The organism is Helicobacter sp. 11S03491-1 (genome assembly GCF_002272835.1).
Classification (GTDB): Bacteria; Campylobacterota; Campylobacteria; order Campylobacterales; family Helicobacteraceae; genus Helicobacter_J.
This window is the reverse complement of record NZ_MLAO01000005.1, coordinates 44,586-56,939: the sequence shown is the minus strand read 5'-3', so window position 1 is coordinate 56,939 and position 12,354 is coordinate 44,586. Positions and strand designations below refer to the sequence as shown.

Below are 12,354 nucleotides of genomic sequence, written 5' to 3'. Positions count from 1 at the left end.
AAGAATATTAATTAAAATCAAGGATATTAATGAGCCAAAATACTACCAATTCCGGAAAACAGGTTTATCAATACATCATTGAATCTATCAAAAATGCAACCATGCCTCCCGGTTTTCGTATTAAAGAAAATGATTTGGTCAAAAATACAGGATTAAGCAGGACCCCCATAAGAGAAGCAATCAGCATATTAATCAATGAAGGGCTTATCACCAACGATCAAAAAAGAGGACTTATCATTACTGAACTTGATCAAAGCATGATTGCCCAACTCTATGAAATGCGTGAAGTCCTGGAGGGAGCTGCTGCAAGGTTAGCTGCTCAACATGCTTCTGATGTAGAAATTGGTATTTTAGAAAATATCCTTACAAAACAATCTCAACTCAATACTTTAGAAGAGATTATCAAAAATAACAAAATTTTTCATAACACACTTTATCAATGTGCTCACAATAAATTTCTTTTAAAAACGATTCAGGAAATAGAAAATTCTCTATTACTGCTAGGGACAACAACGCTTAGCTATCCGGATAGACAACTTCAATCCCATCAAGAACATCTCCAAATACTCAATGCACTCAAAAATAGAGACTCAAAAAAGGCTAAAGAATTTGCACAAATCCACATCAAAGAAGCCTATAAAATACGCCTAAATAGATTTTTAATCGAAAGAATTGATTTTTAAGTATTTTTATGTCTAAATTATAAAATTTAAATTAAAAGAGATTTTATGCAATTTATACAATCAAAAATTAAAAGAGATCATTTATTTTTTATTTTATGCTTGTGTGGTGTGATTTTTATTGGCGGATGCACAAGTTATCAAAAAAATCTTAATACTTTTGATAAGCTTTATTATGAAAAAAATCAACAAAAAGCCTATGCTTTTTCAAAAAAATTTATTAAAAAAAATGATTTGTTATGGGAAATCCAAAATGGTGTGAGCGCTTATATGGTGGGCGAGTATAAAGAATCTATAGCTACCCTCAACCAAGCAGAAGCCACGCTGAATAAAAATTATGAAGCAGGGATTTTTTCATCTGCAACCTCTAATATTGGGGCTACACTTATTAATGATAATGTCAAAAGTTATAAAGGCTATATTTATGAAGGGGTGCTTATTAACTATTATAAAGCATTAGATTCTTTGCTTATGGGAGACAACGCATTAGCCAGAGTAGAATTTAATCGTGCTAATGACAGACAAAGACGCGCCAAAGAATACTATCAAAAAGAAATCAAAAAAGCTCTTGAAGCTCAGAATGAACAAGATAAGCAAAAAGATGCCAAATTTCTTTCCGGAAATAAAACCCAAAGCCAAGTAGATAATATTCTTAACACCAAATATTCTAACTTAAAGAACTTTCAAGCTTATGATGGTTTCGTCAATCCTCTTGTATCTTATGTTTCCGGACTTTATTTTTCTTTGGAGGGAGATAGTAAGGGGATTGATTTGCTCAAACAAGCCTATGGGATTAATCACTCTAAGTTTGTTGGCGAAGATATTATTTTATTTCAAGACCATCAAGTTGATCAAAACAAATACACATGGGTAATTATTGAAGATGGAAAAGCTGCGTTCAAAGAAGAATTCAGTCTTGAGCTTCCTTTGGTTTTAAATGATAAAGTCTATTATTTTGGTATTGCTTTGCCTCAAATCATAGAAGGAGTTGATTTTTATCATACTTTTAATCTCAAGTCTCCATCAAAAATTACGGACTTTGAAGAAATTTCACTTTTTGACGGAGTCATCACCAATGAATTTTCCAAACAACTTCCCTACATTCTTACTCGATCGATTATTTCAACAGCTTATAAAACCTTTATGCAAATTTTATTAAATGAAAATCTAGGGACAATTGCAGGGATTATGGGGGCGATATTTTCTGTGGCTACAACGGCAGCAGATACGAGAATCACCACAGTCTTTCCCCATAAAATTTGGCTAAGCAGAATGCAAAATCACGAAAATGAAGACAAAATTACTCTCCAAGCTGATGGAAAAAATATCTTCGAATTTGAGTTTGCAAATTGTCCAAATGCTTCGGCTAAGTCAGATATTACTCAGCCTAACAAGATAAAAAATAAAACCCAAAGCGATAAAATTTGCAAAAATACAAATAATCTTATCTATCTAAGAACCACAAAAAATAATATAATATATAAATTACTTATTGGAGAAAAACAATGAATTCTAAGTTAATAATGATGATTATTTTGGGAATTTTCGTTCTATCAGGATGTGCTAATAACGTCAAATATATTGACTCAAAAAATTCCAAAGAATACACAAGCACTTCTTTAGATCTTCATGATATTCAAACAGCTGCAACTCAAAGTGTGCAATCCTTACTTCAAAGTCAGTATGTCAAAAATCTTGCCACAGAGAAAAAACCAAAAGTTTTAGCTATTTCTGATGTTGTCAATGACACTATGCAAAACTTCAGCACAGAGGAATTGACACGAAAGATAACTCGTGATATGAGAAATAGTGGGAAGTTTATTCTGACTATGGCAATTTCCGGAAGTGGAGGAAGCACAGATAAAATGATACAACAAGCTAGAGAAACTAGAAACAATAGTGAGTTTAATCAATACAGCGTCCAAGAAAAAGGCACTTTGATAGCTCCTGAGCTTTCTTTGTCCGGAAAAATTATCCAAAAAAATACTAAAATTGGCTCTAAGCAACGTATAGATTATTATTTTCTCCTTTCTCTCACAGATATTAAAACAGGGCTTGTGGTTTGGGATGATGAAGTCAATATCATCAAATTAGGCAAAAACAAATCAGTAGCTTGGTAGCTCATGGGAAAAAACATAGTCTTTTTGTGTGGGGTTTTGTTTTTGAGTGGTTGTTTCAGCGCTACTCAAGTCTCTACCCCTCCTCAATGGTTTTTGGACATTCCTAAGGATAAGACTTACCTTTATGGCAATGGAAATGCCAAAACTCTTGAAGAATCCAAAAAAAGTGCCCTCAATGATCTCGCCTCTAAAATCAAAATCAAAATCAGTTCTGATACTTCTATCACCAATACTCAGGATAATGATAATCAAAACACGCAAGTATCTCAAAATATTCATTTATCTTTAGATACCATAGAACTTGAAAATGTTATTTTAGTCCATAGTGAATATAAAAATAAACAGTATTATGCTCAAATTAAAATATCCAAAAGTACCCTTAGTCAAACTTTGCAAAATAAATACAAGGCTCTTTATGCCAAGCTCCCCTCCTTGGATCCTCAAAAATGTAGCTCTATTTCCCTCAAAGACAAGAATACCCTAGAGTCTCTTATAAATGAACTTACTTCCCTGTCTCAGAGCATAAAGGTGCTCAATCCTCTTATCCAAATTCAATCTCTTCAAAGATATGAGGATATTTTTAAGCAAAACACTCCTTTGGCAAAAGCCCGTATCATCTTTTCTCCTCAAAGTGATGCCCAAAGTGTCGCCATACTCAATGGAGAATATGCAAAATTTATTAAAAATACCCATGAAAATAATACCCATACAATCTACAACCAAGTCTTCATCAAAACGCAAGAAAATAAAATAGAAATCTCGTTATTGGCTGATTTTAGAGATTGTCAAGACAAGACTATTTTTTATATCAATATACATGCTATCCAAAACAACAAAGAAGATGCACTCAATCGTCTAAAAGTTTTGCTTTATAAAAAACTTCAAGATTATGCGAATGACCAAGAAAATGCAATCCCCGGAATCTATTAGCATTATCTAAAATCTCCTTTAGCAATCATATTGATAAATTCGTTTCCAGAGTCTTTTATCTGATACATTTTGCCAATTCTTTTTTGCATCACTTGCCTCTCATAATCTTGCTACAATAATAATATCTATATCAATATATATTTTATTAACTTAACTATTTATTCTTTAAGTATTTTCTATATTTACCATTAATTTTATTACTAAGACCTAACTTCTATGAGAAATAGGGGAAAGGCAATCTTTTTCTCAGGCATCCGGCAAAACAGATGTGAGGATATTTTTGAAAATAGAGCTAGGGATATATTCATTATGCACAAAAACTATGTGAGTTATTACGAAAATACTTAATAATAAAAGCTTGTAGCAATTTTTAATTTGTTTTTAGGCGCAAGGATTAGAATAAAGCGCCACGCTATTGACTTGAATTTCAAAGCCCCTTTATTTAATCAAAATTTAAAAAGATGAATATGAAAAAATCAAATCTTATGATGATATAAACACTATACTAAGCTACTCTTATTTCTTTATCCCTAGTTTTTTTAAAACTTAAGTAAAAAATAAAGAAACTTATTGAAAATTATCTAATATTAAATATTTTTCCCATCTCACCTCTTCTTTAGTTATGGGTTTATACACCGGTAAAGATCAAGATGTTACAGCAAAAATATTTTAAAAACCGGGGTGATTTTTAACACCTTATCTAAGCATAAAAAATTATATTTCAGCCCTTAATAATTTATTTTTCAATTAAAAGAAATGAAAAATAAAAAATCAAAGGATGCGCACATTTATGAACGCAATGTATAAGCGATAGGTATTTTAATCCTTACTCTTTGTTTGGGCAGAGGAAAATCTTTGGAAGCAGCCACAACTGCCTTTAAAGCACTATCATTGAGGATTTGACCTGCGGTGCTTTGAATAATTTTTAATCCTTCAAGCTTCCCATCCATATTTAAAATAAATTCAACTAAAACTTCTCCTTCTAAACCTCTAATTCTAGCTATCCTAGGGTATTTATTTTTTTTGCTGATAGCTGTTTGAATTTTTGCCAAAAATTCATCACTTACCCCTTCATTATAAGCCATTGATTCGGCTTGAGCTCCTTCTGAAGTGGTATTTGAAGTATCTTCTTTTTCATCATCTTTAGTATCAGGAACTTCGGTAATCTCTTCTTGAGGTGTAGGCTGTTTTTCTTCTATTGGTTTAGTTTTTTTAGGTTTGGGTTTAGGTTTGGGCTTAGGTTTGGGTTTTGGTTTGGGGGCAGTGGTAGAGTGTTTTTTTTGCACAGCCGAAGTATTGATGCTTGCCAAACTCATTGTAACTCTATTTTCTCCATTTTGTTTTAACTGCGTGCTTTTAAAAGTTACGAAAATAAAAGCAAGCACGCCTAAATGGATGACCGCGGATATAAAAAACCCAACTTTATTAGGAGATTTAATTTGTTTTTGTAGATATGGCAAAATTTTCATGATTTTTTTCCTTGAGCAAATCAATAATTTTGACAAATGTCTCAAATTTAGAGTCTTTATCACTTTTAAGCTCAATAAGAGTTTTGGAATCAGTATTATTAATCATAGTTTTAAGTTCTTCCAGAGTTTGAGGCTTGTCATCTACATAAATTACATTATTGGCATCAACAATGATAGAAACTTTTTTATCATTGTTTTGTTTTTGTGCAGAATCAGCCTCCGGCAAATCAATAGCTATTTTACCTTGTGCAATAAAAGTAGATACACTCAAAACAATCGCCAATAAAACAAGCATAATGTCAATAAAAGGAACAATGTTTAATCCCTCGCCTCTTTTAATTTTCATTTTTTTGCCGCCTTATAGCGATTAATAAATACATCTGCCTTACGCAACAAAGCATTATAAATCATTAAAGTAGGGATAGCTACAACCAACCCTGCTGCTGTTGCCTTAAGCGCCAATGATAAACCAATCATAATTGTTTTGACATCCATTCCTCCGCTCATTCCCATCTCATAAAATGTAATCATAATCCCGACTACTGTTCCCAAAAGTCCTATATAAGGCGCATTCGAATAAATAATATAAAGTGTTGTAAGATTTTTGGTTAAATCTTCTTCTGCAAAATTTTCATCTTCATATTTACTCGGATCAAAACGCCGATAAAATAAAACACGCTCTATTGTAAACCAAACTACTAAAAAACTCATCAAACCAAGTATCGCAAAAATGATGTGATCAATATGTTGCTTAAGAAATTCCATTATCATTTATCTAGACTCCTGTACTAAATTTTATACGGTATTCTACCACTTTAAGAATAATTGTCAATATTAATAAAAAATATTTTTAAACCAAATTTATCTATAGATTTATATAGATTTTGAAAAATAATTAAATAAAATATATTTAAATACCTTAAAATAAAAATAAATATGAAGTAATCTATATTATAATTAAAGATATTTTTTTGAATATATTTTCAAATTTTAAAAAAATAAAAATAAATATGAATTAAAATATATTAAAAATAAAAATTTCAATTATTTAGTTATTAATAAATTATTACTATTAAGCTTATTTTTTATATGTAGCAACCTATTTTTTGTATTATTGTTATAAAACTTTAACTTGAAATTAGTGGGATAATTTTAAGGATATTTTAAAGCTATAGTTTTATTTGAAACTTTATATTTAAGGATAAGGATATATCCGGATCCATAATTTACAAAAATCTCGGTAATAGATTTATTAGGTAATATAATATTTTTATCATAAATAATTACTTCTAATTAAGAATATTTTATCCGATAGAAATATTATCAGTTAAGCTCTAAATGCCGGATTTTAAATCAAAATAAAATTTTGAAACCTCCAAATCTCTTTATAATTGTATAATTTATTTATTTTTAAAATAAAAATTCTTATTCCCCAATTTTCAATCTTCCTAAAAATTATTTTTTGCCAATTCAATAATCTATTCTTTCTCGTAAAATAAATAAAGATAACAAGAAATCAAATTGATAATCTGATTTCTTGTTATCTTATGAAGATTTGAAATTCATTAACTATCTTATAAAACCTTATTTTGCGTAAGTATTTTTTTAAAAACATATATTTTTAGAGATTCTTAAAGAAACTTTGATAAAATCATAATTAGTAAAAATTTTTAAAAGACCAAAGACTATGCAAAAAGATCAAGATTTTACCATAAGATTTTCAGTATCACTCCAACAAAACCTTCTGGATGAACTGGATAATCGCATCATAAAAAATGGGTATTCTTCGCGTTCTGAGCTTGTGCGAGATATGATTCGAGAAAAGCTTGTTGAAGAAAGTTGGGACATGCAAACATCAGATAATTATGATCAAAATAGCATTGCTGTGCTTGTTATCGTTTATGATCACCATCAAAGAGAGCTTAACCAAAGAATGATAGATGTCCAACACAACAGCCATACAACGATTTTATGTAATACGCATATCCATATTGATTCTCACAATTGTCTGGAAACGATTATCCTGAGAGGCACTCCTATTGAAATCCAAAAACTAAGTCTTGAAGTTGGAGGACTTAAGGGCGTTAAATTTGCCAAACTTACTAAAACTTCAAGTTTTAATAAAGATGAATAGCCAAATGAAACTTGCCATCTATGGTGGAAGCTTTGATCCTCCTCATATTGCACATCTTCAAATCATTCAAACCGCCCTTGAAAATCTTGAAATCGATCGTTTAATTGTTATCGTGGCTTACCAAAATCCCTTTAAAAAACCTTGTTTATTCGAAGCAAATAAACGCTATGAATGGATGAAACAATTAAATAAAAATCTTGCCAAAGTAGAAGTAAGCGATATAGAAATCCTCCAAAAAAAACCTATTCCAAGCATTGAAAGTGTTTTGAATATCCAAAATCATTTTCATCCCAAAAAAATTTTTTTTATTTTAGGAGAAGACAATCTTATCTCTTTGCCCAAATGGCATCGTTATAATGAATTAAAAAATCTCGTAGAGTTTGTATTGATTGAACGAGAAGGGTATAATCAAAATGATGAAAATCAAAATCTCTATAAACTTTCATTACCTTATTTGAGGTATAAAATTTCATCAACACAAATCCGCCAAAAACTTTCTCTCAACGAGTTACCGGAAGATTTGCCCGATGAAATAAGAGCTGAAGTATTACAATCATACAAGGAGTTTTATTGATACCTATTCAAGACATGAAACAAAAAACACAAAAAATTATTAGTTTGCTTGATGAAAAAAAAGCCGAAGATATAGCAACATTTGACCTTAAAGGCAAAGATTATATTGTCGAATGTGTCATAATAGCCACTGCAATGGCAGGCAAACATGCCTATGCTTTATTAGACATGCTAAAAACTGAACTTAAGCCCTTAGGTGAAGTATTTTATAGCACTGATGAAGAAAGCGAGGATTGGTTAATAGCTGATTTGGGTGATGTGATGATACATATTTTTACTCAAAATCATCGTAAAAAATTCAATTTAGAAGAATTTCTTACCCAAATAAATGAACAAAAATCACTACAAATATGAGAATCGATCTTCACAACCACACAACACTTTGCAATCATGCCTCCGGATCTGTAGATGAATACATCCTAAAAGCAATTGATTTGGGGATTGATATTTATGGATTTTCTTGTCATGCTCCTATGAAGTTTGATACTCAATATAGAATGAAACTCGAAACATTAAATCAATATTGTCAAACAATCCAAAAAGTAAAACAAAAATATCAAGATAAAATTGAAATTTTGCTTGGTCTGGAAGTAGATTTTATCTCCGGAAGAGAAAATCTGATTGAAAAAAGTGTTCTGGAATCTAAAACAGATTATTTGATTGGTTCAGTACATTTTTTAGACCAATGGGGTTTTGATAACCCTGAATTTATGGGGGAATACGCCAAAAGAGATATGCAAGAGTGTTGGAAACTTTATTTAGATGCAATTACAAAAATGGCACAAAGCAAACTTTTTCAGATTGTAGGACATTTTGATTTGTTAAAAATTTTTGGAAATCATCCACAGCCCTCAGTATTCCCATATATACAAAAAGCTCTTGAGGCTATCAGAGACAATCAAATGGCACTTGAAATCAACGGAGCAGGTTTGGCAAAACCCGTTAAAGAACAATATCCTTCCGATCAAATTATAAGCTTAGCAAAAAATCTTGAAATCCCTATCACCTTTGGTAGCGATGCACATTCAGTGGAACAAGTAGGTTTTGGTTACCAACAATGTGTGTCTATAGCAAAAAAATCCGGTTATAAGAATGCTGTATTTTTTAGAAATAAAATCCCGCATTTTACCGCCCTGTGATAGGCTATTTTAAATAAATAGTAAAATATTAAGATAATTTTTTGTTTATATTTGTAACACTGACAATTATTTTTTAGTTCATTAGACAATATCTTGGTTTATTTTTAATCATTTTAAGAATACAATTCCACCAACAAACAAACTTTCAATTTTTAGGAATAACAAATGGAAAATCCTATGCTCCTCCATCCATACTTTGGAGTCTTTATTTTACTTATTTTTACTTTTTTAGCCTTCAATACAACCTTAAGAATCCAACGTTTTATCAGTAGAAAACTGGCTGATAAAAAAAATGAAAAGCTTAAACTGGCTCCCTATGAATGCGGTCCCCTACCCCTCAAACAACAAAATAAAATCTCACATCAATTTTATATTATGGCAATGCTATTTATTCTTTTTGATGTAGAAGTTATCTTTATGTTCCCTTGGGCAGTGGATTTTAAGGCATTAGGTATGTTTGGTTTTATTGAAATGCTTAGTTTTATTATATTTTTAAGTATCGGTTTTATTTATGCTTGGAAAAGAGGAGCCCTATCATGGCACGACATGAAGTAAATTATTTGAAAAATTCCGGAATTCCCATTGCTCTTACGACAATAGATAGCCTATTAAATTGGGGTAGAAGCAACTCATTGTGGCCATTAACTTATGGACTTGCATGTTGTGCGATTGAGATGATGGCAGCAGGAGGTTCAAGATTTGATTTTGACAGATTTGGGACAATTTTTCGCGCTTCCCCCAGACAATCAGATGTGATGATTATTGCCGGGACAGTAACTAAAAAACATGCAGAATTTACCAGAAGGCTCTATGATCAAATGCCTGAACCCAAATGGGTTATCTCAATGGGAAGTTGTGCAAATACAGGAGGCATGTTTAATACCTATGCAACTGTTCAAGGAGTCGATAGGATTATCCCTGTAGATATTTATCTTCCGGGGTGTGCTCCACGCCCGGAGACACTTCAATATGCCCTGATGGTGTTGCAAAAAAAAATTCGCAAACAAAAAGCATTTAAAAAAACTCCTCCAAAACGATTAGTATAAGGATAATCTATGGTTAGACAAAATAAAACCGGACTGGATATTCAAAAAAAAGCTTACCATACAGATAAATTCTATCGCCCCAAAGAAATATTCAAACACTCAATTATTGGTACGCCTTATGAAGTGATTTTTAATCACTTGAGTTATGAACATAAAATTTATGAATCTTATATAGAGTTAGGCACAGCAGTATTTTGGATAGAAAAATCAGATTTACTCCCTATCGTTAAGATAGTTAAATCATTAGGGTATGAAATATTAAGCGAAATGAGTGCAATTGATATGCTCGAATTAAAAGGACAATTTGAAATGTTTTATCAATTTTTATCTACCCATTCAAATAATACTGATAAAAGACGTATTCGAATTAAATGTATTTTAACCCCTAATGAAAGTATAGAATCTATTAGCGGAGAATTTAGATGCGCCTTATGGAGTGAAAGAGAAACATACGATATGTTAGGAATTATTTTTGAACACCACCCTCACTTAAGAAGAATTCTAATGCCTCAAGATTGGGTCGGGCATCCTCTACTTAAATCCTATCCTCTAAAAGGAGATGAGAGTGCCTCATGGTATGAAGTAGATAAAATTTTTGGCAAACAATACCGCTCTATCATAGGACCTGAGCAAAGAGATAGTGCTAGGGTTGATGAGAAAGATACTTTCAATTTTGCCAGGATTGGACATGAAATAGAAAAAGGAGGGCAAACCCCACCTGTCTTAGAAAAACAAAAATCCCAAAAAGCTTTATTTGTAAAAAATCTGGATCCTTCATTATCTAAAGTATTGAAAGAGAGATTGTAATGACACAAAACTATACCAAACTCACACCCCAATTTGAAAATATTATTTTTGAGCAAGATGATCAAAAAATGATTATTAATCTGGGACCACAACATCCCTCTTCTCATGGGCAACTAAGATTAATTTTAGAGCTTGATGGTGAAAAAGTCATCAAAGCAACCCCTGATATTGGTTATTTGCATCGAGGCATTGAAAAGCTTGCCGAAAATATGATTTATAATGAATTCATGCCAACTACAGATAGGCTTGATTATACTTCTGCCACAAGCAATAATTATGCTTTTGCATATGGCGTAGAAACTCTTCTTGATATAACAATTCCTCGTAGGGCACAAGTAATTCGAACAATGCTTTTAGAACTTAATCGTATCATTTCTCATTTGATGTTTGTCGCTGTACACGCTATGGATGTGGGCGCACTTTCTATGTTTTTGTATTGTTTCAAAACACGAGAATATGGTCTGGATTTAATGGAAGATTATTGTGGGGCAAGATTAACACATAATGCTATCCGTATTGGTGGTGTTCCTCTTGACTTACCTCTTCACTGGTGTGAAAATCTCAAAAATTTTATTCGCCAAACACAAGAAAGTATCCTTCTTATTGAAGGCTTGCTTGATAAAAATCGTATTTGGAGAGCAAGGCTTGAAAATGTTGGTAAAATCTCCCAAGAAATGGCTAAATCATGGGGATTAAGTGGGATTATGCTACGATCTGCGGGCATTGCCTATGACATTCGCAAAGAAGAGCCTTATGAGCTCTATAATGAATTAGATTTTGATATTCCTATCACTGATAGTGGAGATTGTTATGGCAGATATCGTCTTTATATGCTAGAAATAAGAGAATCTATTAAAATTCTGGAACAACTCATTAAAATGTATCCTCAAACAGATTCTAATCTCATGGCAAAAGCTCCTGATTATATCTCTTCTCCCAAAGAAGATATTATGACACAAAATTATGCGCTTATGCAACATTTTGTCCTTGTAACTCAAGGAATGAGACCCCCTAAGGGCGAAGTTTATGCCCCGACAGAATCCCCCAAAGGAGAGCTTGGATTTTTCATCAATTCACAAGGAAACCCCTACCCTCATCGTGTCAAAATTAAAACTCCAAGTTTTTATCATATAGGACTTTTAGAAGATTTGCTTATTGGGCATTATCTTCCTGATGTCATTACAATCATTGGATCAACCAATGCGGTTTTTGGAGAGGTGGATAGATGAAACGATTTGATTTGAGAAATTTAAAAGATGATTTTTACAAACGACTTGGAGAATTGATTGATGAGGAATTACAAAATGAAGAAGTAGGGATTTTTATTTTTGAATTAGGTAATTTTGAAAATGTCCAAAAAAGTGCAGATTTTATCAAAAATCGTGGAGATGAGCTTATGAATTCCATCCGGTTCAATCAAGTTGATTGGACATTGGTAGTTAAAAAAGGGAGTTAA

The 12,354-nt window shown here is 31.7% G+C and carries 16 protein-coding genes; 13 read left to right on the top strand and 3 right to left on the bottom strand.

The window, feature by feature from the left end; all coding sequences use genetic code 11:
* Positions 1-29 precede the first annotated feature (29 nt).
* The 4 genes from BKH45_RS04545 to BKH45_RS04530 are packed head-to-tail and all read left to right on the top strand — an operon-like array spanning position 30 to position 3,730.
* Positions 30-683, top strand: coding sequence for a GntR family transcriptional regulator (locus BKH45_RS04545; protein ID WP_095274293.1), 654 nt, complete (start codon positions 30-32; stop codon positions 681-683).
* A gap of 45 nt (positions 684-728) precedes the next feature.
* Positions 729-2,189, top strand: coding sequence for a hypothetical protein (locus BKH45_RS04540; RefSeq protein WP_095274292.1), 1,461 nt, complete (start codon positions 729-731; stop codon positions 2,187-2,189).
* Positions 2,186-2,800: a penicillin-binding protein activator LpoB gene (lpoB, locus tag BKH45_RS04535; RefSeq protein ID WP_095274291.1), complete on the top strand. Its 615-nt coding sequence runs from the start codon at positions 2,186-2,188 to the stop codon at positions 2,798-2,800. The genes BKH45_RS04540 and lpoB overlap by 4 nt, the downstream gene beginning before the upstream one ends.
* Positions 2,801-2,803: 3 nt before the next feature.
* Entirely contained in the window at positions 2,804-3,730 is a 927-nt protein-coding gene (locus BKH45_RS04530) for an LPP20 family lipoprotein (protein WP_095274290.1), read from the top strand.
* A gap of 788 nt (positions 3,731-4,518) precedes the next feature.
* Here BKH45_RS04530 and BKH45_RS04525 read toward each other — a convergent pair.
* From BKH45_RS04525 to exbB, 3 genes are read right to left on the bottom strand one after another with little or no spacing between them, the layout of a single operon-like run.
* A complete protein-coding gene (locus BKH45_RS04525) occupies positions 4,519-5,199 on the bottom strand; it encodes an energy transducer TonB (RefSeq protein ID WP_095274289.1) in 681 nt (226 codons plus the stop codon).
* The gene (gene exbD, locus BKH45_RS04520; RefSeq protein ID WP_095274288.1) at positions 5,165-5,545 is read right to left on the bottom strand and encodes a TonB system transport protein ExbD; all 381 of its coding nucleotides are present in this window, start codon (positions 5,543-5,545) and stop codon (positions 5,165-5,167) included. The genes BKH45_RS04525 and exbD overlap by 35 nt, the downstream gene beginning before the upstream one ends.
* Positions 5,542-5,964: a TonB-system energizer ExbB gene (exbB, locus tag BKH45_RS04515; RefSeq protein ID WP_095274410.1), complete on the bottom strand. Its 423-nt coding sequence runs from the start codon at positions 5,962-5,964 to the stop codon at positions 5,542-5,544. Before exbB ends, exbD begins: the two co-directional genes overlap by 4 nt.
* Before the next feature lie 922 nt (positions 5,965-6,886).
* Between exbB and nikR the strand changes: the two genes are divergently transcribed.
* From nikR to BKH45_RS04470, 9 genes are all read left to right on the top strand, one after another.
* Complete coding sequence (nikR, locus tag BKH45_RS04510; protein ID WP_095274287.1) at positions 6,887-7,333, top strand: nickel-responsive transcriptional regulator NikR; 447 nt, start codon at positions 6,887-6,889, stop codon at positions 7,331-7,333.
* Between the two features lie 4 nt (positions 7,334-7,337).
* Positions 7,338-7,907, top strand: a complete 570-nt coding sequence (nadD, locus tag BKH45_RS04505) for a nicotinate (nicotinamide) nucleotide adenylyltransferase (protein WP_095274286.1) — start codon at positions 7,338-7,340, stop codon at positions 7,905-7,907.
* 14 nt (positions 7,908-7,921) lie between these two features.
* A complete protein-coding gene (gene rsfS, locus BKH45_RS04500; protein WP_095274409.1) occupies positions 7,922-8,260 on the top strand; it encodes a ribosome silencing factor in 339 nt (112 codons plus the stop codon).
* Positions 8,257-9,045 (top strand): histidinol-phosphatase HisJ, encoded by a 789-nt coding sequence (gene hisJ, locus BKH45_RS04495; RefSeq protein ID WP_095274285.1) that lies wholly within the window; start codon positions 8,257-8,259, stop codon positions 9,043-9,045. The genes rsfS and hisJ overlap by 4 nt, the downstream gene beginning before the upstream one ends.
* Positions 9,046-9,210: 165 nt before the next feature.
* The gene (locus tag BKH45_RS04490; RefSeq protein WP_095274284.1) at positions 9,211-9,600 is read left to right on the top strand and encodes an NAD(P)H-quinone oxidoreductase subunit 3; all 390 of its coding nucleotides are present in this window, start codon (positions 9,211-9,213) and stop codon (positions 9,598-9,600) included.
* Positions 9,582-10,091: an NADH-quinone oxidoreductase subunit B gene (locus BKH45_RS04485; RefSeq protein WP_095274283.1), complete on the top strand. Its 510-nt coding sequence runs from the start codon at positions 9,582-9,584 to the stop codon at positions 10,089-10,091. The genes BKH45_RS04490 and BKH45_RS04485 overlap by 19 nt, the downstream gene beginning before the upstream one ends.
* Positions 10,092-10,100: 9 nt before the next feature.
* Positions 10,101-10,898 (top strand): NADH-quinone oxidoreductase subunit C, encoded by a 798-nt coding sequence (locus tag BKH45_RS04480; RefSeq protein WP_095274282.1) that lies wholly within the window; start codon positions 10,101-10,103, stop codon positions 10,896-10,898.
* Positions 10,898-12,127, top strand: a complete 1,230-nt coding sequence (gene nuoD, locus BKH45_RS04475; protein WP_095274281.1) for an NADH dehydrogenase (quinone) subunit D — start codon at positions 10,898-10,900, stop codon at positions 12,125-12,127. Before BKH45_RS04480 ends, nuoD begins: the two co-directional genes overlap by 1 nt.
* A complete protein-coding gene (locus BKH45_RS04470; RefSeq protein WP_095274280.1) occupies positions 12,124-12,354 on the top strand; it encodes an NADH-ubiquinone oxidoreductase subunit E family protein in 231 nt (76 codons plus the stop codon). The genes nuoD and BKH45_RS04470 overlap by 4 nt, the downstream gene beginning before the upstream one ends.

Bases quoted from the DNA above. Each gene is read 5' to 3' on its own strand.
- BKH45_RS04545 (WP_095274293.1), top strand. From the start codon at position 30: ATGAGCCAAAATACTACCAATTCCGGAAAACAGGTTTATCAATACATC.
- BKH45_RS04540 (WP_095274292.1), top strand. From the start codon at position 729: ATGCAATTTATACAATCAAAAATTAAAAGAGATCATTTATTTTTTATT.
- lpoB (WP_095274291.1), top strand. From the start codon at position 2,186: ATGAATTCTAAGTTAATAATGATGATTATTTTGGGAATTTTCGTTCTA.
- BKH45_RS04530 (WP_095274290.1), top strand. From the start codon at position 2,804: ATGGGAAAAAACATAGTCTTTTTGTGTGGGGTTTTGTTTTTGAGTGGT.
- BKH45_RS04525 (WP_095274289.1), bottom strand. From the start codon at position 5,199: ATGAAAATTTTGCCATATCTACAAAAACAAATTAAATCTCCTAATAAA.
- exbD (WP_095274288.1), bottom strand. From the start codon at position 5,545: ATGAAAATTAAAAGAGGCGAGGGATTAAACATTGTTCCTTTTATTGAC.
- exbB (WP_095274410.1), bottom strand. From the start codon at position 5,964: ATGGAATTTCTTAAGCAACATATTGATCACATCATTTTTGCGATACTT.
- nikR (WP_095274287.1), top strand. From the start codon at position 6,887: ATGCAAAAAGATCAAGATTTTACCATAAGATTTTCAGTATCACTCCAA.
- nadD (WP_095274286.1), top strand. From the start codon at position 7,338: ATGAAACTTGCCATCTATGGTGGAAGCTTTGATCCTCCTCATATTGCA.
- rsfS (WP_095274409.1), top strand. From the start codon at position 7,922: ATGAAACAAAAAACACAAAAAATTATTAGTTTGCTTGATGAAAAAAAA.
- hisJ (WP_095274285.1), top strand. From the start codon at position 8,257: ATGAGAATCGATCTTCACAACCACACAACACTTTGCAATCATGCCTCC.
- BKH45_RS04490 (WP_095274284.1), top strand. From the start codon at position 9,211: ATGGAAAATCCTATGCTCCTCCATCCATACTTTGGAGTCTTTATTTTA.
- BKH45_RS04485 (WP_095274283.1), top strand. From the start codon at position 9,582: ATGGCACGACATGAAGTAAATTATTTGAAAAATTCCGGAATTCCCATT.
- BKH45_RS04480 (WP_095274282.1), top strand. From the start codon at position 10,101: ATGGTTAGACAAAATAAAACCGGACTGGATATTCAAAAAAAAGCTTAC.
- nuoD (WP_095274281.1), top strand. From the start codon at position 10,898: ATGACACAAAACTATACCAAACTCACACCCCAATTTGAAAATATTATT.
- BKH45_RS04470 (WP_095274280.1), top strand. From the start codon at position 12,124: ATGAAACGATTTGATTTGAGAAATTTAAAAGATGATTTTTACAAACGA.